This is a genomic window from Cronobacter sp. EKM101R (genome assembly GCF_963888145.1).
Classification (GTDB): domain Bacteria; phylum Pseudomonadota; class Gammaproteobacteria; order Enterobacterales; family Enterobacteriaceae; genus Cronobacter; species Cronobacter turicensis.
In genome coordinates this window covers 216,701-237,869 of record NZ_CAWPHW010000001.1, presented here as the reverse complement: position 1 = coordinate 237,869, position 21,169 = coordinate 216,701, and the positions used below count along the sequence as shown (strand labels likewise).

At 58.4% G+C, this 21,169-nt stretch carries 19 protein-coding genes; 10 read left to right on the top strand and 9 right to left on the bottom strand.

Going from position 1 to position 21,169, the window contains the following annotated elements; genetic code table 11:
• Window positions 1–107 precede the first annotated feature (107 nt).
• Entirely contained in the window at window positions 108–938 is an 831-nt protein-coding gene (gene fghA, locus AACV31_RS01180) for an S-formylglutathione hydrolase (RefSeq protein WP_165154754.1), read from the top strand.
• A gap of 317 nt (window positions 939–1,255) precedes the next feature.
• Here the strand turns inward: fghA and AACV31_RS01175 are convergent, their stop codons facing one another.
• Both AACV31_RS01175 and yieE read right to left on the bottom strand, forming a co-directional pair.
• Window positions 1,256–2,725, bottom strand: coding sequence for an amino acid permease (locus tag AACV31_RS01175; protein WP_032807421.1), 1,470 nt, complete (start codon window positions 2,723–2,725; stop codon window positions 1,256–1,258).
• A gap of 186 nt (window positions 2,726–2,911) precedes the next feature.
• Window positions 2,912–3,778 (bottom strand): DNA-binding transcriptional regulator YeiE, encoded by an 867-nt coding sequence (gene yieE, locus AACV31_RS01170; RefSeq protein WP_041923745.1) that lies wholly within the window; start codon window positions 3,776–3,778, stop codon window positions 2,912–2,914.
• Between the two features lie 117 nt (window positions 3,779–3,895).
• On the opposite strand from yieE, the gene AACV31_RS01165 reads away from it, so the two are divergent.
• Together AACV31_RS01165 and nfo are read left to right on the top strand one after the other, a co-directional pair.
• Window positions 3,896–4,945 (top strand): YeiH family putative sulfate export transporter, encoded by a 1,050-nt coding sequence (locus AACV31_RS01165; protein ID WP_075197662.1) that lies wholly within the window; start codon window positions 3,896–3,898, stop codon window positions 4,943–4,945.
• 74 nt (window positions 4,946–5,019) lie between these two features.
• Window positions 5,020–5,877, top strand: a complete 858-nt coding sequence (nfo, locus tag AACV31_RS01160) for a deoxyribonuclease IV (RefSeq protein WP_165154756.1) — start codon at window positions 5,020–5,022, stop codon at window positions 5,875–5,877.
• Here nfo and AACV31_RS01155 read toward each other — a convergent pair whose 3' ends face one another.
• From AACV31_RS01155 to fruB, 4 genes are all read right to left on the bottom strand, one after another.
• Complete coding sequence (locus AACV31_RS01155; protein WP_165154758.1) at window positions 5,878–6,708, bottom strand: sugar phosphate isomerase/epimerase family protein; 831 nt, start codon at window positions 6,706–6,708, stop codon at window positions 5,878–5,880. It lies immediately after the preceding gene.
• 129 nt (window positions 6,709–6,837) lie between these two features.
• A complete protein-coding gene (gene fruA, locus AACV31_RS01150; RefSeq protein WP_165154760.1) occupies window positions 6,838–8,532 on the bottom strand; it encodes a PTS fructose transporter subunit IIBC in 1,695 nt (564 codons plus the stop codon).
• Between the two features lie 16 nt (window positions 8,533–8,548).
• Window positions 8,549–9,487, bottom strand: a complete 939-nt coding sequence (fruK, locus tag AACV31_RS01145; protein ID WP_007750403.1) for a 1-phosphofructokinase — start codon at window positions 9,485–9,487, stop codon at window positions 8,549–8,551.
• A complete protein-coding gene (gene fruB / locus AACV31_RS01140) occupies window positions 9,484–10,617 on the bottom strand; it encodes a fused PTS fructose transporter subunit IIA/HPr protein (protein WP_165154762.1) in 1,134 nt (377 codons plus the stop codon). The genes fruK and fruB overlap by 4 nt, the downstream gene beginning before the upstream one ends.
• 369 nt (window positions 10,618–10,986) lie before the next feature.
• Here fruB and setB point away from each other — a divergent pair, with 369 nt between their 5' ends.
• Complete coding sequence (gene setB / locus AACV31_RS01135; RefSeq protein ID WP_015741861.1) at window positions 10,987–12,168, top strand: sugar efflux transporter SetB; 1,182 nt, start codon at window positions 10,987–10,989, stop codon at window positions 12,166–12,168.
• Here the strand turns inward: setB and AACV31_RS01130 are convergent.
• A complete protein-coding gene (locus AACV31_RS01130) occupies window positions 12,165–12,419 on the bottom strand; it encodes a YkgJ family cysteine cluster protein (protein ID WP_007762605.1) in 255 nt (84 codons plus the stop codon). The genes setB and AACV31_RS01130 overlap by 4 nt on opposite strands.
• A 19-nt stretch (window positions 12,420–12,438) precedes the next feature.
• On the bottom strand, window positions 12,439–12,882 hold the full coding sequence (locus AACV31_RS01125; protein ID WP_165154764.1) for a GNAT family N-acetyltransferase: 444 nt from the start codon (window positions 12,880–12,882) through the stop codon (window positions 12,439–12,441).
• A gap of 191 nt (window positions 12,883–13,073) precedes the next feature.
• Here AACV31_RS01125 and yeiP point away from each other — a divergent pair, with 191 nt between their 5' ends.
• On the top strand, window positions 13,074–13,646 hold the full coding sequence (yeiP, locus tag AACV31_RS01120; protein ID WP_015741863.1) for an elongation factor P-like protein YeiP: 573 nt from the start codon (window positions 13,074–13,076) through the stop codon (window positions 13,644–13,646).
• 64 nt (window positions 13,647–13,710) lie between these two features.
• On the opposite strand, the gene uxuA is transcribed toward yeiP, so the two are convergent.
• Window positions 13,711–14,901, bottom strand: a complete 1,191-nt coding sequence (gene uxuA, locus AACV31_RS01115; protein WP_165154766.1) for a mannonate dehydratase — start codon at window positions 14,899–14,901, stop codon at window positions 13,711–13,713.
• 205 nt (window positions 14,902–15,106) lie between these two features.
• Here uxuA and AACV31_RS01110 point away from each other — a divergent pair, with 205 nt between their 5' ends.
• The 5 genes from AACV31_RS01110 to AACV31_RS01090 all read left to right on the top strand — a co-directional run bounded on the left by AACV31_RS01110 (window position 15,107) and on the right by AACV31_RS01090 (window position 21,161).
• Entirely contained in the window at window positions 15,107–16,573 is a 1,467-nt protein-coding gene (locus AACV31_RS01110) for a mannitol dehydrogenase family protein (protein WP_165154768.1), read from the top strand.
• A 131-nt stretch (window positions 16,574–16,704) separates the two neighbouring features.
• Window positions 16,705–17,691, top strand: coding sequence for a CobW family GTP-binding protein (locus AACV31_RS01105; protein ID WP_165154770.1), 987 nt, complete (start codon window positions 16,705–16,707; stop codon window positions 17,689–17,691).
• Between the two features lie 30 nt (window positions 17,692–17,721).
• Window positions 17,722–18,429 (top strand): phosphatase PAP2 family protein, encoded by a 708-nt coding sequence (locus tag AACV31_RS01100; RefSeq protein WP_165154997.1) that lies wholly within the window; start codon window positions 17,722–17,724, stop codon window positions 18,427–18,429.
• Between the two features lie 425 nt (window positions 18,430–18,854).
• On the top strand, window positions 18,855–19,424 hold the full coding sequence (mepS, locus tag AACV31_RS01095; RefSeq protein WP_032806623.1) for a bifunctional murein DD-endopeptidase/murein LD-carboxypeptidase: 570 nt from the start codon (window positions 18,855–18,857) through the stop codon (window positions 19,422–19,424).
• A 174-nt stretch (window positions 19,425–19,598) separates the two neighbouring features.
• Window positions 19,599–21,161, top strand: a complete 1,563-nt coding sequence (locus AACV31_RS01090) for a cyclic di-GMP phosphodiesterase (protein ID WP_165154772.1) — start codon at window positions 19,599–19,601, stop codon at window positions 21,159–21,161.
• Window positions 21,162–21,169: the final 8 nt, after the last annotated feature.

Here is a 21,169-nt window from a genome sequence, read left to right as displayed (position 1 = left end):
AAAATAAAGTTATCAATATGATGCGCTATGATCCCGGCCCGGTGAAGTGAAACTTGCTCACCTGGCGTATAGACTGCACTATCCGGGTTTGAACAAAAGGAGCCTCTATGGAACTGCTCGAAGAACACCGCTGTTTTGGCGGTTTACAACAGCGCTGGCGTCACGACTCCCGCGTGCTTAACTGCCCGATGACCTTCAGCATCTATCTCCCGCCCGACGCGCAGACCCCGCCGCCGGTGGTATGGTGGCTGTCCGGGCTGACCTGTAGCGATGAGAATTTCACCACCAAAGCAGGCGCGCAGCGGGTGGCCGCTGAGCTTGGCCTGGCGCTGGTGATGCCGGATACCAGCCCGCGCGGCGACGCGGCGGCGGATGACGCCGGTTACGATCTCGGCAAAGGCGCGGGCTTTTACCTGAACGCCACTGAGGCGCCGTGGGCCGCGCACTACCGGATGTTTGATTATCTGAGCAATGAACTGCCGCAGGTGCTGGCGGAGAACTTTACGCTGGCGCCGAAGGCGGCGATTAGCGGACATTCGATGGGCGGCCACGGGGCTCTTATCATGGCGCTGAAAAATCCGGGACGTTTTAGCTCGGTGTCGGCGTTCGCGCCGATTGTGAACCCTACTGAGGTGCCGTGGGGCAAAAAAGCGTTCGCGGCATACCTGGGAGATGACGAGAGCCAGTGGCGCCAGTGGGATAGCTGCGCGTTGATGGAGCAGGCTTCAGCGGAAAACGCGATCCCGACGCTTATCGATCAGGGCGACAGCGATCCGTTTTTCGGCGAACAGCTCCAGCCGGAGCGGCTTGATGAAACGGCGCGCGAGGCGGGCTGGCCGTTAACGTTGCGTATGCAGCCGGGTTACGACCACAGCTATTATTTTATCGCCACGTTTATTGAAGAGCATTTACGTTTTCACGCGCAGCATTTGCGTTAGCAGGGCGTGATTCGAAGGTTGTAATACGGTACGTGGTGGGTGCGCTTCGCTTACCCACCCTACACATCTGTCGCACCTTCATCCCAGGGCATGTAAGCGCAGCGCACCCGCCGTCAACCGTAACCACGCGCCACTGTAGGGCGGGTAAGCGCAGCGCACCCGCCGTCAACCGCAACCTCGCGCCCTTGTAGGGCGGGTAAGCGAAGCGCACCCGCCATCAACCGCAACCTTGCGCCTTTGTAGGGCGGGTAAGCGCAGCGCACCCGCCGTCATCAAAAAACACCCATTAAAAAAGGGCGCCTTACGCGCCCTTCTCTTTATTTCTTCAGATGCTCAGGGAATTCCATATCGCGATAACTCACGAAACGGGAGCCCTTCGTCAGCTTGTAGCCAAACCAGATAATCAGGAACAGCGGAATGCCGATATAGGTCGCCGCGACGGCGGCCCAGTCAATGGTATCCGCGAGGAACGCCTGATAGTTCTGGCCAAGCGTAATAATCAGGCACAGCACGAAGGCGAAAATCGGGCCCAGCGGGAAGAAGCCGGAACGATACGGCAAATCGTTGATATCGTTGCCCTGCAGCACATAGCCGCGACGGAAACGGTAATGGCTGATGGCGATGCCAAGCCAGGCGATAAAGCCCGTCATCCCGGAGGTGTTCAACAGCCACAGATAGACCGTCTGGTTGCCGAACATCGAGGTCAGGAAGCACAGACCGGCGATAATGGTGGTCGCATACAGCGCGTTGCGCGGCACGCCGCCTTTCGACAGCTTCGAGAAAATGCGCGGCGCTTTGCCGTCGCAGGCGAGCGTATAGAGCATACGGGTGGAGGCATACATCCCGGAGTTACCCGCCGAGAGCACCGCCGTCAGGATAACCGCGTTCATGATCGCCGCCGCACCCAGCAGACCGGCATGCTCGAACACCAGCGTGAACGGGCTGACGCTAATATCTTTCACATCGTTGCGCAGCAGGCTCGGGTCGGTGTACGGGATAATCAGGCTGATAATCAGGATAGCGAACACATAGAACAGCAGGATACGCCAGAATACCTGACGCACCGCGCGCGGAATGTTTTTCTCCGGCTCCTCGGATTCGCCCGCCGCGATGCCGATAAGCTCGGTGCCCTGGAAGGAGAAGCCGACTATCATCGCCACGCCAATCATCGCCGAGAAACCGCCTGCGAACGGCGCATCGCCAATTTTCCAGTTGCTCCATCCCGCCGGTTCTGACCCTTTGAAAATACCCACGATCATCGCAATACCCACCAGGATAAAGATAATCACGGTGGCGACTTTGATTAACGAGAACCAGTACTCCGCTTCGCCGAAGCCTTTCACGGAAATCACGTTCAGCAGGAACATAATGCCGAGGAACAGCGCGCTCCAGATCCAGCCGGGCGTGTCCGGGAACCAGTAGCTCATGACCAGTTGCGAAGCCACGAGATCAACCGCGATGGTCACCGCCCAGTTGTACCAGTAGTTCCAGCCGAGCGCGAAGCCGAAGCCTTCTTCGACATATTTCTGGCCGTAGGTGGAAAACGAGCCCGATACCGGCATGTAGGCAGCCAGCTCGCCAAGGCTCGTCATCAGGAAGTAGACCATCAGACCGATGAGAATATAGGAAAACAGCGCGCCACCAGGGCCCGCCTGAGAAATGGTCGCTCCGGAAGCGACAAAAAGCCCTGTGCCGATGGAGCCGCCAATGGCGATCATGGTCAGGTGGCGCGCCTTCAGTTCGCGACGCAGCCCAGGCGCTTGTGTGGTTTTAGATTCGGAAACCATATAAAAATAATGCCCATCCATCAAAAGAGGCGCGATTGTAGCAGAGTTGCCGCAGAGCGCCTGGTGGAAATACGCGGTTATAAGAGAGCTTCATGATCGCTCGAGGATTATAAGTAAAGCAGCGAATCGGGGCGGCGGAAGGAAAAAAACTGATGATGAGCGCGCCGTGTGACGCGCTCCGCGAAATCAAAGTTCGCAATAGCGCAGAAAACGCGCCAGCGCGCTGGAGAGATGTTTCTGACGGTGGTGAATGCGATAAAGCCGACGTATCAGCGGCGGCAGCGGCAGTTTTACTTCCACCAGCGAGCCGGTTTCCAGCTGTTCGGCAATGACCCGACGCGACAGGCAGCTGACGCCAAGCCCGTGGCGCACCGCATGTTTAATGGCTTCTGAGTTGCCAAGCTCCATGCTGAGACGAAACTGCGGCAAATGCGACAGCAGCAGATAATCGACAATTTCGCGCGTACCGGAGCCTTTTTCGCGCAAAATCCACGGCATGGCGGCAAGCCGCTCCAGCGTGACCTCACCTTCCAGCAAAGGGCTGGCGGGCGAAGCGAACACCACCAGCTCATCCTCAAGCCACGGCTGCGCCACAATCTCCGCCATATGGCATGGCCCTTCGATAAGCCCGATATCCACGCGGAAATCGCACACCGCCTGCACCACGTCGAGGCTGTTGCCGACGCTCATCTCAAGCGGCAGATCCGGGAAGTCGCGACGGTAGCGGGCGATGATCTCCGGCAGAATATAGTTGCCGATGGTGCTGCTGGCGTAAACGCGGATAGCGCCATTGTCATTACGAAACAGCCGTTCGATTTCGCCCGCCTGCTCCAGCAACGCCACGGTGCGCGGATATAACAGCCGCCCATGTTCATTCACGACCAGCCGCTTGCCGACGCGGTCAAACAGTTGCACCCCGAGCTGGCCTTCCAGATCGGTGAGCGCCGCGCTGACGGCAGACTGAGAGAGGGACAACATCTGTGAAGCCTGGGTCGTCGAGCCGCTTTTCAGCACTTCGGCGAACACTTCCAGCTGGCGTAAGGTGATGTGCATGATGACCTCGTGCGAACGCAACGGTGCTTACCACTTATTGAGATTAATTATAAATATATAATCAATTTTAATTTTATACCAGAAAGGCATAAGCTTATTCCATAACAGGAGGACGCTATGACCACACTGACTTTTTCTGACCGCCATCATGGGCTTATGCATTTTTTGCCGGGCCTGGCGCTGACCGGGCTGCTGACGGCCGCCGCCCTTTGGATCGGCGCTATTCCCGCCGTCGGGAATGCGGGCTTCAGCGCGCTGACCGTCGCCATTCTCGGCGGGATGATTATCGGCAACACGCTGTACCCGAAAATCCACACCCACTGCGACGGCGGCGTGCTGTTCGCCAAACAGCATCTGCTGCGCCTTGGCATTATTCTCTACGGTTTTCGTCTCACCTTCTGGCAGATAGCCGATGTGGGCGCCAGCGGCATTCTGGTGGACATCCTCACGCTCGGCAGCACGTTTACCCTCGCCTGCTGGCTCGGGCAGAAAGTCTTTAAGCTTGACCGTGAAACCAGCTGGCTGATTGGCGCGGGCAGCAGCATCTGCGGTGCCGCGGCGGTGCTGGCGACCGAGCCGGTCGTAAAAGCGCAGGCGAGCAAAGTCACCGTGGCGGTGGCGACGGTGGTGATTTTCGGTACGCTGGCGATTTTTGTGTACCCGCTGCTGTGGCCGTGGCTTTCGCCGTGGTTTAGCGAACAGACCTTCGGCGTCTATATCGGCTCGACGGTGCATGAAGTGGCGCAGGTCGTCGCGGCAGGCCATGCGGTCAGCCCGGAGACGGAAAACGCGGCGGTGATCGCCAAAATGCTGCGCGTCATGATGCTGGCTCCGTTCCTCCTGCTGCTGGCAGGCCGGGTAAAACAGCTCGCGCCGCGCGGCGGCGAGAAAGCGGGCAAAATTACTATTCCGTGGTTCGCCCTGCTGTTTATCGTGGTGGCGGCGTTTAACTCGCTCCATCTGCTGCCGCAAGGCGTGGTAAATACGCTGGTGACGCTCGACACCATTTTGCTGGCGATGGCGATGGCGGCGCTTGGCCTGACGACCCACGTCAGCGCGCTGAAAAACGCAGGTGTGCGTCCGCTGCTGATGGCGCTGATGCTTTTCGCCTGGCTGATTGTGGGCGGCGGCGCGATTAATCTCGCGGTCACGCATCTGCTGGCATAAACCGGCACGCCTTTCCCTGCTCTGTCCGCTATGATAAAACGTTCCCCCTTTTGCGGGTATGACAGGAGAAAACGATGAAGTTTACAGGCGCGCACGTCAGCGCATCGGGCGGGGTGGCGAACGCCCCGGCCCGCGCGGCGGAGATTGGCGCGACAGCTTTTGCGCTGTTTACCAAAAACCAGCGCCAGTGGCGCGCGGCGGCGCTGACGCCTGCCGTCATCGAGGAGTTCAAAGCCGCCTGCCGCCAGCATGGTTACGGCCCCGGTCAGATCCTGCCGCACGACAGCTTTCTGATTAACTTAGGGCACCCGGAGCCGGAAGCACTGGAGAAATCTCGCGCGGCGTTTATCGACGAGCTGGAGCGTTGCGCGCAGCTCGGGCTGACGCTGCTGAACTTTCACCCCGGCAGTCACCTTCAGCAGTTAAGCGAAGAGGCGTGTCTGTCGCGCATCGCCGAGTCGGTGAATATCGCGCTCGATAAAACCGCAGGCGTCACGGCGGTGATTGAAAACACCGCAGGCCAGGGCAGCAATCTCGGTTTTCGTTTTGAGCATCTGGCGGCGATTATCGACCAGGTGGAAGATAAATCCCGCGTCGGCGTTTGCATTGATACCTGCCACGCCTTCGCAGCGGGTTACGATCTGCGTACCGAAGAAGATTGCGAAAAAACCTTCGCCGAATTCGACCGCATCGTCGGTTTCCAGTATCTGCGCGGCATGCACCTGAATGACGCCAAAAGCACCTTCGCCAGCCGGGTCGACCGGCACCACAGCTTAGGCGAAGGCAATATCGGCTTTACGCCCTTTCGCTGGATCATGCAGCAGCCGCATTTCGACAACATTCCGCTGATTCTGGAAACCATTAATCCGGATATCTGGAAGGAAGAGATAGCCTGGCTGAACGCCCAGCAAACTGACGGCGCGCAGGCGTAATTACGTCTCTCCCTCGCGGCGCGGCGCTTCAAGCTGCGCCGCAAGCCAGTTTAGCGAGGCGAACCCGGCGCGGGCGCTCTCTTCGGGGCCCACCTGCTGCCACGCATCGCTGAACACTTCCAGCGACCACGGCCCCTGATATCCGCTGTTCATTAATGTACGTGCGAAATCGACGACCGGCAGACTGCCTTCGCCCGGATAAGTGCGAAAATGGCGGCTCCACGCCTCAAGCGGTAAATTCTTGCGCGGCGCGTCGGCGAATTGCGTAAAGAAGATTTTTTCCGGCGGGATGACGTCAGGCGCCAGCGTATCCCCACGCGCCAGCACGTGAAAGCTGTCTAACACCAGGCCGAGCGCCGGATGATCCACGGCTCTCACCCGCTCCCAGGCCTGCGTATAGCGGTTCACATGGCGGCCCCAGGCGAGCGCCTCGTACCCCACCCGCGCGTCAAACTCCGCCGCGATCTCCGCGAGGCGCGCTAAATCCTCCGTCTGCCGCGCCGGATCGGCGCTGCTGTTCGCCTCCAGATTGCTGCACGCCAGCAGACAGCGACAGCCCGTTTCGCGCATCGTCTCAAACGTGCGGTACGCGCGCTCGCGGGTTTGCGGCCACGTTTGCGGCGGTACGCCTTCGCCGTTACGCAGCGGCTGCCAGAGAAAAATCGTTAAGCCCAGCTCCCGGCACAGCGCGGCCAGCCGCGCCGGGCTTTCGCCCCATTGCGTGAAATCGGGTTCGAATATTTCGACGCCGTCGAAACCGGCCTGCGCGATGGCGCGCAGCTTTTCCGGCAGGGTTCCGGCGACACACAGCGTGGCGATTGAGCGCAGCACAGCGTCCTCCTTTAAGCGATACAAAGAGTTAAGTGTTGACGTAAACGGCGCAGAGGGCAAAAAAGGCGTGTAACGGAGAGTGACAGAAGGGATAAAAAAACTCCCTGCCGGAGCAGGGAGTTATCAGCATCAGGCCGCTTTCGCCGCCATTTCGCTTTCAGGACGCTTCAGGAAGGCGTAAACCAGACCCGCCAGCAGCGAACCTGCCACGATGGCGAGCAAGTAGCCCAGCACCGGGGTAATGGCGCCCGGGATCAGCAGGACGAACAGACCGCCGTGCGGCGCCATCAGTTTCGCGCCAATCGCCATGGAGATAGCGCCGGTCAGCGCGCCGCCCGCGATACAGCACGGGATCACACGCATCGGGTCACGCGCGGCGAACGGGATAGCGCCTTCGGAGATAAAGCACAGGCCCAGCACCAGCGCCGCTTTGCCCCCTTCCTGCTGGCCTTTGTCGAATTTACGACGCGCCACCAGTGTGGCGATACCCATCGCCAGCGGCGGAACCATACCGGCCGCCATAATCGCCGCCATCGGCGCATACACCTGAGAACTCAGCAGCCCCACGCCAAAGGCATACGCCGCTTTGTTCACCGGACCGCCCATGTCGGTACACATCATTGCGCCGAGGATAGCGCCCAGCAGGACGGCGTTCGCCGTACCCATGCTCTGCAGCCACGCGGTCAGGCCCGCCAGGATTTTAGCAACCGGCGTACCGATCACGTAAATCATCGCCAGACCCACAATCAGGCTGGAGAACAGCGGAATAATCAGGATCGGCTTCAGCGCTTCCATACTCTGCGGCAGTTTTACTTTACCGCTGATGGCCTTCGCCACGTAACCGGCCAGGAAACCCGCGATGATACCGCCGATAAAGCCGGAACCGGTGCTGACCGCAAGCATACCGCCGATAAGACCCGGCGTGAGGCCCGGACGGTCGGCGATGGAGAACGCGATATAACCGGCCAGTACCGGCACCATCAGGGCGAACGCAGAGCCGCCGCCGATTTTCATCAGCGCAGCCGCCAGCGTCCCTTCCTGTTTAAACGCTTCGATACCGAACACAAACGAGAGCGCGATGAGCAGACCACCCGCCACCACCATCGGCAGCATATAGGACACGCCGGTCAGCAGATGACGGTACGGACCCGCGCCGCCCTGCTCTTTTTTATCCGTCGCCACGGCGCCTGCGCCTGCAGGCTGGTACGGTTTCGCTTCCGCCACCGCTTTGTCGAACTCTTGCGCGGTTTTCTTCAGCGCCAGACCGGTCGAGGTGCGATACATCGGCTTACCGGCAAACTTCGCCAGATCCACTTCGATATCCGCGGCCACGATGACCAGATCCGCCTGCGCCACTTCTTCCGGCGTAATCGCGTTACCCGCGCCGACAGAGCCGCGCGTTTCCACTTTCACCCACCAGCCGCGTTTTTTGGCTTCGGTTTCAATCGCTTCCGCCGCCATAAAGGTATGCGCCACGCCGGTCGGGCAGGCCGTGACCGCCACGATGCGTTTCGGGCCGCTGGCGTTTACGCTTGCCGCAGGCGCGGCGGCAGGCGCGGTATAAGCCTTCGCGTGAGATTTCGCTTCGCCTAAGAACAGCTCCGGGTGCGCCACGGCGCGATTAATATCTCCGAGGTAAACCTTTTTGCCGTTCAGGGATGCGTCCGCCGGTACGGCACTGCCGATAACAATCGCCAGCTCCGCATCGTTCGGGTTATCGGTTAATTCCAGCTGTGCTTTTTGCGCGGCGGCGCCAAGCAGCGTTTTCGCCATATAAGCGCGGGCCTGTCCACACCCGGGCTCGATAATCAGCAGCGTTTTCATTATGCCTCTCCTGCTGTTAGTGGAAGGGTTTTAAGTCGACACGCGCCATCATTGCGGCCAACTGTGTCCTGTCGGTGATGCCGACGTTGCTCTGGCTGACCGCCAGCGCCGCCACCGCCGTTGCAAGACGTAGGGTATGCTCACTGGATTCACGCATCAGCAACCCGTAAATCAGGCCGCCGACCATGGAATCCCCTGCCCCGACCGTACTGACGACTTCGCAGGACGGCGGTTTGGCGATCCATTCACCCGACGCGTTCACCCACAGCGCGCCTTCCGCGCCCAGAGAGATCACCACATGGGCGATACCCTGTTCGCGAAGCGCGTGAGCCGCCTCGATAACATCTTTCAGTTCCGGCAGTTTGCGGCCGGCCCAGATCTCCAGTTCGCGGCGGTTCGGTTTCACCAGCCACGGCGCGGCTTTCAGCCCCGCGACCAGCGCCTCGCGGCTGCTGTCGAAGATAATGCACGGACACTGGCTGCGCAGGCGGGTCATCCAGTCGGTGAACGCTTCCGGAGAAACGCCCGACGGCAGGCTGCCGCTGACGCACACCATGTCGAACTGGCCAAGCCAGGTTAAGGAGTCATTAACGAAACGCTCCCAGTCGGCAGGCGTCACTTCAAAACCGGAGAAGTTCAGGTCGGTCACTTCGCCGTCTTTTTCCGTCAGTTTGACGTTAATGCGGGTACGGCCCTGCACCACCTGGAAACGGTTGGCGATGCCAAGTTCGCTGAACAGCTGCTGAAAGCCATCCTGGTTATCTTTACCCAGAAAACCGCCCACGGTGACGTCGATGCCTAAATCTTTGAGCACTTTGGCGACGTTAATGCCTTTACCCGCAGCGTGCAGACCGGTGGTCCGCACGAGGTTAACTTCGCCGCGCTCAATCTCTGCGCAGTAACCTACCAGGTCATATGCCGGGTTGAGAGTAATAGTGGCGACACGTCTGCTCATGCTGCGCCCTCCCCAAGACCCGCGTTGATCGCTTCGCCGATGGCGTCCAGCGCCGCCTGCGCATCTTCGCCCTGCGCGGTAAAGCGCAGGCGATGGCCTTTCTTAACGCCCAGCGCCACGACTTTCATCAGGCTGCGGCCGTTAGCCGGTTTACCGGTGCCGTCGAGGTTGGTGACGGTGACATCGCTGTTGAACTGTTTGATGGTGTTCACCAGCACGGTGCCCGGACGCGCGTGCAGACCGTGCTCGTTACGAACGGTGAATTCCGCGCTCAGCACGTCTTCGCCCGGCGCGTCGTCGCTGGTCAGCAGCGTCAGCAGCGTGGCGGCGTCGGCGTTCAGCAGACGGTCAGCTTTTTTCGCGATCAGCAGTTCGCTGACGCGGCCCAGCACCTGCAGCGGCTGATCGTCAGCGACGGCAACGGTCAGCAGCAGGCCGACGCTTTCGCCATCCTGGGTGAACGGCTGCGCCGGACGGCTTACCGCGACCGCGCTTGCCAGGTTGCCCTGCGCGCAGTCAGCAAGCCAGACGCCCTGCCCGAGGTTTAGCGGTTTGGCGTTAATCACGTGGCTCACGAATTCAGCATCCACCGCGCCCGCTTCGCTGAGGCGACCGGCGTTCAGCGCCTGCAACGTCACAAGGCTCGTGGCTGCAACGTCAAGCGTGATGGTGTCGTTATCCAGTTTCATGCCCGCGCTTTGCTTCTCGCCCATCAGCAGAGCGCGCAGCTCTTCGGCGGTGGTCGCGGTTTTCAGCTGTTCAGCAATCGCGTCGTCGCTCAGCACGTGGGTGAGCTGACGCAGCAGACCTAAGTGTTCATCGGAGCTGGCGGCGATACCAATGGCGACATAGGCGACCTGATCGTCGCCCCAGGCGACGCCCTGCGGGAACTGAAACACCTGCACGCCGGTCTTCAGCACCTGGTCGCGCGTGTCAGTGGTGCCGTGCGGAATGGCGATGCCATTGCCTAAGAAGGTGGAAGTTTGCTTTTCGCGGGCCAGCATGCCATCAACATAACCGGCGCTGACGTTGCCCGCTTTCACCAGCGCGTCAGCTACCTGACGAATCGCTGCTTCTTTATCACCGGCGTGGGCGCCGGGATGGATATCCTGAACAGATAACTGGAACATGGTCTCCTCGCTTGCTGAACCCGAATCGTTTCAGCCGTTGTGAGAAAAAGAGCGTTGCCCCGCCAAATGAGCAAAACGAGACAACGCTGAAACGTTTCAAGAAAGTCTGCATTTTCTGCACGCTGCACGCAAGAAAAGCCGTTATTCACGTGTTGAATATTAGAGATCCCGCACATTTCATCCTTTAGTTAAACGCAGCGAGGCCCCGCTTCAGCACTTTTCAGATAACGTTCAGCTCGCTTCAGCAAAGCGGCAGAATCATTCTGAAATGCTATTTTGATTTTTCGTGGCGTCACGGCGTCAGGTATCTGTTCAAATAATGACAAGGGGCGTAAACTCCGCCCCTTCTTTATTGACACTGCCCAGGTTATGCAAAACGACTCCCTCACAGCGCCGCAACGGCCCCTCGATTTCACGTCAGCCTCGTTTCTGATTGTCGCCTTTCTCACCGGTATCGCGGGCGCGCTGCAAACCCCGACGCTGAGCCTGTTCCTGACGGAAGAAGTTCACGCCCGTCCGGCGATGGTCGGCTTCTTTTTTACCGGCAGCGCGATCATCGGCATTTTCGTCAGTCAGTTCCTGGCCGGGCGCTCGGATCGCAAAGGCGATCGCAAGTCCCTGATTTTCGTCTGCTGCCTGCTGGGCGCGCTGGCGTGCCTGCTGTTCGCCTGGAACCGCAACTATTTCATTTTGCTGTTTGTCGGCGTGTTCCTGAGCAGTTTTGGCTCGACCGCCAACCCGCAAATGTTCGCGCTGGCGCGCGAGCATGCCGATCGCACCGGGCGCGAGGCGGTGATGTTCAGCTCGGTGCTGCGCGCGCAGGTGTCGCTCGCCTGGGTGGTAGGGCCGCCGCTGGCGTATGCGCTGGCGATGGGTTTTGGCTTTCAGGTGATGTATGTCAGCGCGGCGGCGGCGTTTGTGCTCTGCGCGCTGATGGTCTGGTGCTTTTTACCGTCGATGCGTAAAGAGCCGCTCGCCACCGCCGCGCCCCTGGAAGCGCCGCGCCGCAACCGGCGCGACGCGCTGCTGCTGTTTTCGGTATGCACGCTGATGTGGGGCACCAACAGCCTTTACATCATTAATATGCCGCTGTATCTGATTAACGAACTGCGCCTGCCGGAAAAACTGGCGGGCGTGATGATGGGCGCAGCGGCCGGGCTTGAGATCCCGGTGATGCTGATTGCGGGCTATTATGCCCGTCGATTTGGCAAACGCTTTCTGATGCGGGTGGCGGTAGCGGCGGGCGTGCTGTTTTATCTCGGAATGCTGACGCTGCACAGCCCGGCGCTGCTGCTGGCGCTACAGCTGCTGAACGCCATTTATATTGGTATTCTGGCGGGTATCGGCATGCTCTATTTTCAGGATTTGATGCCAGGCCAGGCGGGTGCTGCGACCACGCTTTACACCAATACCACGCGCGTGGGCTGGATCATCGCCGGTTCGCTTGCGGGCGTGATTGCGGAGCTTCTCAACTACCACTCGGTGTTTTACGTGGCGCTGGCGATGACCGCAGGCGCGGTCTGGTGTTTGTGGCGCATTAAGGATGTTTAAGGCGCGGTCAACGCCTCAAGATGAATAAGAAAGGTCATCGCGTCGTGGCGGCTCTCGCCGCACATCTCTTTAGAAGGCTGAAGGCCGCCGCACACCTTCGGGCGCAGCGGCGAACCAAAGAGTTTACAGCGCAGACGTTCGTCAAGCTGGACGCAGGGCGTGTTCGCCGGTTTGCCGTCGGGCATGCCGGGGATCGGGCTTGAGATCGACGCTGCGGTGCAGCAGGCGCCGCAGTCGGGGCGACATTCCATACATTCTCCGTGACGACGCTCAGGCGTCGATCAGTGATTTTTCCAGCAGCAGCCGGTAGTCTGCCGCCTCGCCCTTCTTTTCCAGCCCGATAATCTGGTAACCGTTGCGGATCAGCAGCATCAACATGGCGCGAAACTGATTGCGCGTTTTCACGTAAAGCCGCTGGTAGCCGTTTTCCTGCGCCCAGCATTCCTGCGTTTCCAGCAGCTGCTGCGCCACGCCGTCGCGTCGGTACGCAGGCACGACGCCGCCGAGCCAGCTGTAAAACTCGCCTGGCGCCGATTCATAGCCGAGCTTAAAGCCAACCGGCTGAGTGCCGTCATACGCCACCAGGGCGCAGGCGACGCGCTCGTCGATACGCTCACGGATAGTCTGCGCATCATGTAGCCCGGCGAACTCCGGGATCAGACGATAAACGATAGCCGTTTCTTCAGGCAGGACGTGACGGATGGAAATCGGCATGGCGGCTCCTCGCGTGAAAGCCGGGCATTGTAGCCTTTTGCCTCGCGCGGTACAGCCCTGTGGCTTAAAAATTCGCCGCGCGCCGCTTTTTCGGCCTGCCTCGCAATGTGCGTAATTCCGCTTGCCTGCCGCGTGTCTCGCGAGTAACTTGTCGCGATATTTTGCATATTCCAGCTTAACAGGACACGTCGATGCCAAGAGCGAATGAAATTAAAAAAGGTATGGTGCTGAATTACAACGGCAAACTGCTGATTGTGAAAGATATCGATATTCAGTCACCGAGCGCGCGCGGCGCGGCTACGCTGTACAAAATGCGTTTTTCCGATGTCCGTACCGGGCAGAAAGTGGAAGAGCGTTTTAAAGGCGACGATATCCTGGACACCATTACGCTGACCCGTCGTTTTGTCGATTTCTCTTACGTCGACGGCAACGAGTATGTCTTTATGGATAAAGAAGACTATACGCCGTACACCTTCACGAAAGATCAGATTGAAGAAGAGCTGCTGTTTATGCCGGAAGGCGGTATGCCGGATATGCAGGTCCTGACCTGGGACGGCCAGCTGCTGGCGCTTGAACTGCCGCAGACGGTGGATCTGGAAATCGTGGAAACCTCGCCGGGCATCAAAGGCGCCTCCGCCAGCGCCCGCTCCAAACCGGCGACCCTCTCTTCCGGCGTCGTGATTCAGGTGCCGGAGTACCTGAGCGCCGGTGAGAAAATCCGCGTGCATATCGCAGAGCGCCGCTACATGGGCCGCGCCGAGTAATCGCCGCCCTGTAAACGTAAAAAGCCCCGCCAGCGCGGGGCTTTTTTTATGGCGGTGCTGACGATTACAGCAAATCCGGGAACAGCACTTTTTTCAGCGCCAGCTCCACGCCGCGCACTTCCGCAAGCCCTTTCAGGCGGCCAATCGCCGAATAGCCAGGGTTGGTTTTCTTGCGCAGATCGTCAAGCATCTGGTGACCGTGATCCGGACGGAATGGGATCGGGCGCAGATCGCCGGTTTTTTTACGGCGCTGCTCTTCGGTCAGGATCGCTTTCACCACTGCCACCATATCGACGTCGCCATAAAGATGCGCCGCCTCGTGGAACGTTTTCGGGTTCGCCTCGCGGCAGGTGGCGCGCAGATGCGTAAAGTGAATGCGATCGGCAAAAGTTTCTACCATCCGCACCAGATCGTTATCCGCCCGCACGCCGTAAGAGCCGGTACACATAGTGAAACCGTTATAGATGCTGTCGACGGTCTCTTTCAGCCACTGCATATCTTCAATGGTGGAGACGATGCGCGGCAGACCGAGGATCGGACGCGGCGGATCGTCCGGGTGGACTGCCAGACGCACGCCCACTTCTTCCGCCACCGGGACAATCGCTTTCAGGAAATACGCCATGTTATCGCGCAGCGCGGCTTTATCGATATGGTCGTACTCGCTCAGACGGGCGCGGAACTGATCCAGCGTATAGCCCTCTTCCGCGCCCGGCAGACCAGCGATGATATTGCGCGTCAGCGTCTCAATCTGCGCTTCGCTCATCGCGCTGAAATAGTCCTGCGCCTGGCGCTGCTCATCCTCAGAGTAATCATGCCGCGCACCATCGCGTTTTAAAATGTGCAGTTCAAACGCCGCGAAGGCGATGTGATCGAAACGCAGCGCTTTTGAGCCGTCCGGCAGCGTGTATTCCAGATCGGTGCGCGTCCAGTCAAGGATGGGCATGAAGTTATAGCAGACGGTATCGATGCCGCAGGCCGCCAGATTGCGAATGCTCTGCTGGTAGCTTTCGATATAGCGATCGTACTGGCCGGAGTGCGTTTTGATATCTTCATGCACCGGAATACTTTCGACGACTGACCAGGTCAGTCCTTTCTGCGCAAGCTCCGCCTGACGTTTTTTGATCTCCTCGACCGGCCAGACCTCGCCGTTAGGAATGTGGTGCAGTGCGGTGACGATGCCGGTCGCCCCGGCCTGTCTGATGTCATCCAGCGATACCGGATCGTTCGGCCCGTACCAACGCCAGGTTTGTTCCATCGCCCTCTCCTTAAAAGTTGTTATACCAATATTGCGGAACACTATGATGACTACCATACATGTTTGGCCGGAACCGTCAAACCGCACGCGAGCCGCTATTGATCCAGCTCACAATCCCCGGATATTTACGGCACACCAATTCAATTTGCTGTCATATAACTTTACACTGGTTTTGTTAAATAATGGTTATCAGGATATGTGAGAAATGAATAATATCGCTTCCGCCACGCTGCCCGCGTCGGTTCAACGCCCGACTTACGACCGCCGCACCCTGCAAACTCGCATCGTGCATTTCGGCTTCGGCGCGTTTCACCGCGCGCATCAGGCGCTGCTGACCGACAGAGTGCTTAACCTGAACGGCGGCGACTGGGGCATTTGCGAGATTAGCCTGTTCAGCGGCGATGAACTGATGAGCGCGCTGCGCGCCCAGGATCATCTCTATACGGTGCTGGAAAAAGGCGCTGACGGTAATCAGGCTATTATTATTGGCGCTGTGAATGAATGCCTCAATGCGAAACTCGACGGGATGGACGCGATTATTGAAAAATTCTGCGAGCCGCAGGTCGCTATCGTCTCGTTGACCATTACGGAAAAAGGCTACTGCATCGATCCCGCGACCGGCCATCTCGATACCCAAAACAGCCGTATCGCGCACGATCTTGAAAACCCGCACCAGCCGCACTCCGCGCCCGGCCTGCTTGTGGAGGCGCTGCACCGCCGCCGCGAGCGTGGGCACGCCCCGTTTACCGTGCTCTCCTGCGATAATATTCCTGATAACGGCCATGTGGTGCGCGAAGCGGTGCTCGGCATGGCGCACAAGCGCGACCCGTCGCTGGCGCAATGGATCGCGGATAACGTGACCTTTCCCGGCACGATGGTGGACCGTATCGTGCCGGCAGCGACGCCGGAATCACTACAGGAAATTGCCGACGCGACCGGTGTTGCCGATCCGTGCGCCATCAGCTGCGAGCCGTTTATTCAGTGGGTGATTGAAGATAATTTCGTCGCGGGCCGCCCTGCCTGGGAAGATGCGGGCGTACAGATGGTGGATGACGTGCTGCCGTGGGAGCAGATGAAGTTAAGAATGCTGAACGGCAGCCACTCTTTTCTCGCGTATCTTGGCTATCTCGCCGGCTATGCTCATATCAGCGACTGTATGAACGACGCGCATTTTCGCGACGCGGCGCGACAGCTGATGCTGCGCGAACAGGCGCCGACGCTGCGCATCACTCGCGTAGATCTTAACGGCTATGCCGACAGCCTGATTACGCGTTTCGCCAATCCGTCGCTGAAGCATCGCACCTGGCAGATTGCCATGGATGGTAGCCAGAAACTGCCGCAGCGTATGCTGGATTCGGTACGCTGGCATTTGCAGCACGGCGGCGAGTGGTCGCTGCTGGCGCTGGGCGTGGCGGGCTGGATGCGCTACGTGAGCGGCGTGGATGACAACGGAGCGTCCATCGACGTGCGCGATCCGCTCGCGGAAAAAATCGCGGCGTTAGTGCAATCAAGCAGCGAAGACGAACGCGTCGGCGCGCTGCTGACGCTCAAAGAGGTGTTCGGCGAGGATCTGCCGCAGCATCCGCTGTTTATCCATACGCTGAACGCCGCCTGGCAGTCGCTGTGCCGCCTGGGCGCGAAAGAGGCGGTTGCGCGGCTCGCGCGGCGCTGATTTTTAACCCTGAATGCTTTTAACGCGGACGCGGCCCCTGCCCGTCCGCGTTGCCTCTTCTCATGCCCGCTATTTTTATCCAGAATGACGCCTGATGATTTATTCCCGTCAGATATTTATCAGGAGCGCACGTGACCCGTACCAATCTCATTACCGGCTTTCTTGGCAGCGGCAAAACCACCACGATCCGTCATCTGCTGGCGCATAAAGATCCGGCGGAAAAATGGGCCGTCCTGGTCAATGAATTTGGCGAGGTGGGCATCGACGGCGCGCTGATGGCCGACAGCGGCGCGCTGTTAAAAGAGATCCCCGGCGGCTGCATGTGCTGCGTCAATGGCCTGCCGATGCAGGTTGGGCTTAATACCCTGCTGCGCCAGGGCAAACCCGATCGTCTGCTGATTGAGCCGACGGGGCTTGGTCATCCGAAGCAAATCCTGGATATGCTGACGTCCGAGGTTTACGAGCCTTATATCGACCTGCGCGCCACGCTGTGCCTGCTCGACTCGCGTCAGCTGCTGGATGAAAAATATAGCGCCAATGAGAATTTCCGCGACCAGTTGGCTGCGGCGGATATCATCGTCGCCAATAAACAGGATCGCAGCGACGCGGCAAGCCTCGCGGCGCTGAACGCCTGGCGCGACGAACACGCCGCCGACCGGGAACTGGTGTTCGCTATCCAGGGCGAAATCGACCCGGCGCTACTCGATGAACCCCGTCTGAACCTGCGTGAACTGCCCGCCAGCGCGCATCACGCTCATTCGCACGCGCCGCGCAGCGGCCTTGCCGCGCTGAGCCTGCCGGGCAATCAGCGCTGGCGTCGCAGCCTTAATAGCGGACAGGGGCATCACGCCTGCGGCTGGATTTTTGATGCCGACACGGTATTCGATACTATCGGCATCCTGGAATGGGCGCGACTCGCCCCGGCTGAGCGCGTAAAAGGCGTACTGCGTATTCCCGAAGGGCTGGTGCGTATTAACCGCCAGGGACAGGATCTGCACATCGAAACCCAGAGCGCTCCGCCGCCGGACAGCCGGATTGAGCTGATCACTGCGGCGGAAACCGACTGGAACGCACTTCAGTCCGCCTTGTTGAAGCTTCGTTTAGACACGGCGCTTTAACGTTACCCTTTTGTGAATATTCAGACTGCCATGACCAATACCCGTTTCCCCACGATCCTGCTGCTTAATCTCGCAGGCGCCGTCCTGTTTCTTTCCTGGTATCCGCCGGCGCAGACCGGTTTCTGGTTTACCCTCGATGCCGGGGTTTTCCACTTTTTTAATCACCTGGCTGCGACCAGCCATAGTTTTTTATGGTTTCTGGCGATCACTAACAATCGCGCGTTTGACGGCTGCTCGCTGCTGGCGATGGGTCTGCTGCTGCTCTGGTACTGGCGTCAGGCTACGCCGCCGGGCCGCCGCCACATCATTATTATGGGCGTCGTGATGCTGCTTTCCGCGGTTGTGCTCAATCAGCTTGGCCACCTGTTGCCGGTGTCGCGTCCGAGCCCAACCCTGACGTTTGAAGACAGCCTGCGGGTGGGTAAGGTCGTGGGGATTTCCACCAAAGACGCCTCGACCGACAGTTTTCCGGGCGACCACGGCATGATGCTGCTTATATTTGCGGGATTTATGTGGCGCTATTTCGGCGGTAAAGCTTTCGCGCTTGGCCTGTTGATATTCTGCGTTTTCGCGCTGCCGCGCATGATGATTGGCGCGCACTGGTTTACAGATATCGCCGTTGGCTCTTTGTCAATCATTTTTATTGGTCTTCCGTGGATTTTATTGACGCCGCTTAGCGATAAAATAATTACCTGGCTTAATAATCATCTGCCCGGTCAAAAAACAACAAATTTATAACAATTAATTAATAAATTAATTGTATCACCAACAGGGATCGTTAAGGGTCCCTGTTTATTTTATATGCACTCCCCTCCTGACGCTTTTCGCAAGACTTTCACAGATTCGTCATAAAAATGAATAAGTTGTCTATTTTTACGGCAAATCATGCCCCCTTTTCCTTTCTCTGCAAATGCTATACGGGCATTACAATTTCTTATAAAAAAATAACTAAAACCACTCGCCATATGGGGTTTGTTAAGGTAATCTCGGGAGCGTTTTGCGGTTTAAGGGCATTTATTGGTAATGCAAATAAAAAGTGTGGACTGACACACAATTTAGCTCACCAGGAATTGTCTTACCCCCCAGAGCTCATTAGTCTCGGCACGTTTAGCTTTTTTTATAACGATTTTTATCGTTAAGGACTTCAAGGGAAAACATACATAATGGTCAAATCTCAACCAATCCTGAGATATATCATGCGGGCTATCCCCGCAGTCGCTGTGGCAGTTTTGCTTTCAGCATGTAGCTCTACCAATACCGCAAAAAACATGCATTCTGAGACGCATGCAGTAGGTGAAAACGACGGGCTGTTACTGCAAGCCTCTCAGGATGAATTTGAACAGATGGTTCGTACGCTGGATGTTAAATCCCGCATTATGGATCAATACGCTGACTGGAAAGGCGTGCGCTATCGCCTCGGCGGCAGCAACAAAACGGGCATCGATTGTTCTGGTTTTGTGCAGCGTACCTTCCGCGAACAGTTTGGTTTAGAACTCCCGCGCTCAACGTATGAGCAGCAGGAAATGGGCAAACCGGTCGATCGTACCCGGTTGCGCTCCGGCGATCTGGTGCTGTTCCGCGCCGGCTCTACCGGCCGTCATGTAGGCATTTACATCGGTAATAATCAGTTCGTACATGCGTCAACACGTAGTGGCGTCATGATTTCCAATATGGACGAACCCTACTGGAAGAAGCGCTATAACGAAGCGCGCCGCGTACTGAGCCGTAGTTAATTCCGGTATGACGATTTCCCTTGATCGTCCTCGCTGAACGATAAAAAACGCTGCTGATGCAGCGTTTTTTTTGTCTATGATTCTGGATGCCCGCCTCGCCCTTTCCCCTCACCTTACGCGGAATTGTCTGTTAAGCTGGTTTCACGCTAGTTGCTCGCACAGGAACTAAAAAGGATGTTATCCAGTCCGCCTTTTGCATCAACGCTCTCCACGCCCCGTAAAATTATTCTGGTCGGTATTGCGACCGGGCTGGCCCTGACGTTGATGATTACGCTCGCCGCCCGCGGCTGGCTGCACCAGCAGCGGGAAAACCAGTACGACATGCTGGCGCGGGATATCCATCATTATCTCAATACATATTTTGCGCAGCTGAAAGCCTCCGCCGACGCGCTGCAACCGCTGACGCTCGCCGAATGCGGCGCCGTGTCGGCCGAACTCACCTCACGCGCGGCATTTAACGTCAACGTGCGCGCCTTTTTATTGATAAGAGACGGCGCCGCCTATTGCTCCTCCGCCACCGGCAAGCTTCATCTGCCGCTTCGCGACCTTGTGCCGGATATCGATACCCGTAAAACGGTGGATATCAGCATTATTCCGGGCACGCCGATGATGCCCGATAAACCCTCTATCGTGATGTGGTTCGGCAATCCGCTGATGGAAGGTCGTGGCATTGTCACCACGCTTAACGTCAATCTTACGCCCTATCTGGTTTATACCGCGCGGCAGAACGATCTCAACGGTCTGGCGCTGGTGGCGAAAGATCGGGCGCTGACCACCTTTTCCGGGAAAGTAATGACGCCGGACGAACTGCCCGCCGAGCCGCTGCGCAGCGAGAGCGTGCAGGGTTATCCGCTTAAACTCTACCTGTATGGCGACACCATGCCCGCTGAAGACCGCCATCTGGCGCTGCTGCTGGGTCTATTAATCGGGGTCCTGGGCGGCGCGCTGACGGTAATTCTGCTGGCGCTGCGCGCGCGATCCGGGCGCGAGATCCTCAGCGCCATCAAGCGCAACCAGTTTTTTGTGGTCTATCAGCCTGTGGTGGACGCCGCCACGCGCCAGATCCGCGGCGTGGAAGCGCTCATGCGCTGGGAGCACCCGAGTGCCGGCATGATCCCGCCAGACGCCTTTATCAGCTTCGCCGAGGCGCAGGGGCTTATCGTCCCGCTCACTCATCATCTGTTTAAATTGATTGCTCAGGATGTGCCGCGCCTGCAACAGTCGCTGCCGCCCGGCGCCAAGCTCGGCATTAATATTGCGCCCGGTCACCTTCATTCCGAGCAATTCAAAGCCGATATCCAGAAGCTGCACGCCTCGCTGCCGCCGGATTACTTTCAACTGGTGTTTGAGATAACCGAGCGCGACATGATCCGCGAAGAAGAAGCGATGGATCTTTTTACATGGCTGCATGAACAGGGCCATGAAATCGCGGTGGATGATTTTGGCACCGGCCACAGCGCGCTGATTTATCTTGAGCGCTTCACGCTTGATTATCTGAAGATCGATCGCGGATTTGTCAATGCGATCGGCACAGAGACGATCACCTCGCCGGTGCTTGATGCCGTCATTAGCCTGGCGAAACGCCTGAATATGGTGACGGTGGCCGAGGGCGTGGAGACGCAGGAGCAAGCGAAATGGCTGACCGTGCGCGGCGTAAACTTTTTGCAGGGCTATTATTTCAGCCGTCCGGTGCGCGCCGCTGATTTGCCTGCCAGCATGAAAGAAGCCGACGCATAACGCAGGGC

Bases quoted from the DNA above. Each gene is read 5' to 3' on its own strand.
- AACV31_RS01125 (WP_165154764.1), bottom strand. From the start codon at position 12,882: ATGCCGATTTCCATCCGTCACGTCCTGCCTGAAGAAACGGCTATCGTT.
- setB (WP_015741861.1), top strand. From the start codon at position 10,987: ATGCAAAACGACTCCCTCACAGCGCCGCAACGGCCCCTCGATTTCACG.
- nfo (WP_165154756.1), top strand. From the start codon at position 5,020: ATGAAGTTTACAGGCGCGCACGTCAGCGCATCGGGCGGGGTGGCGAAC.
- AACV31_RS01100 (WP_165154997.1), top strand. From the start codon at position 17,722: ATGACCAATACCCGTTTCCCCACGATCCTGCTGCTTAATCTCGCAGGC.
- AACV31_RS01110 (WP_165154768.1), top strand. From the start codon at position 15,107: ATGAATAATATCGCTTCCGCCACGCTGCCCGCGTCGGTTCAACGCCCG.
- fruA (WP_165154760.1), bottom strand. From the start codon at position 8,532: ATGAAAACGCTGCTGATTATCGAGCCCGGGTGTGGACAGGCCCGCGCT.
- uxuA (WP_165154766.1), bottom strand. From the start codon at position 14,901: ATGGAACAAACCTGGCGTTGGTACGGGCCGAACGATCCGGTATCGCTG.
- fghA (WP_165154754.1), top strand. From the start codon at position 108: ATGGAACTGCTCGAAGAACACCGCTGTTTTGGCGGTTTACAACAGCGC.
- fruB (WP_165154762.1), bottom strand. From the start codon at position 10,617: ATGTTCCAGTTATCTGTTCAGGATATCCATCCCGGCGCCCACGCCGGT.
- AACV31_RS01165 (WP_075197662.1), top strand. From the start codon at position 3,896: ATGACCACACTGACTTTTTCTGACCGCCATCATGGGCTTATGCATTTT.
- fruK (WP_007750403.1), bottom strand. From the start codon at position 9,487: ATGAGCAGACGTGTCGCCACTATTACTCTCAACCCGGCATATGACCTG.
- AACV31_RS01175 (WP_032807421.1), bottom strand. From the start codon at position 2,725: ATGGTTTCCGAATCTAAAACCACACAAGCGCCTGGGCTGCGTCGCGAA.
- AACV31_RS01090 (WP_165154772.1), top strand. From the start codon at position 19,599: ATGTTATCCAGTCCGCCTTTTGCATCAACGCTCTCCACGCCCCGTAAA.
- AACV31_RS01130 (WP_007762605.1), bottom strand. From the start codon at position 12,419: ATGGAATGTCGCCCCGACTGCGGCGCCTGCTGCACCGCAGCGTCGATC.
- yieE (WP_041923745.1), bottom strand. From the start codon at position 3,778: ATGCACATCACCTTACGCCAGCTGGAAGTGTTCGCCGAAGTGCTGAAA.
- yeiP (WP_015741863.1), top strand. From the start codon at position 13,074: ATGCCAAGAGCGAATGAAATTAAAAAAGGTATGGTGCTGAATTACAAC.
- mepS (WP_032806623.1), top strand. From the start codon at position 18,855: ATGGTCAAATCTCAACCAATCCTGAGATATATCATGCGGGCTATCCCC.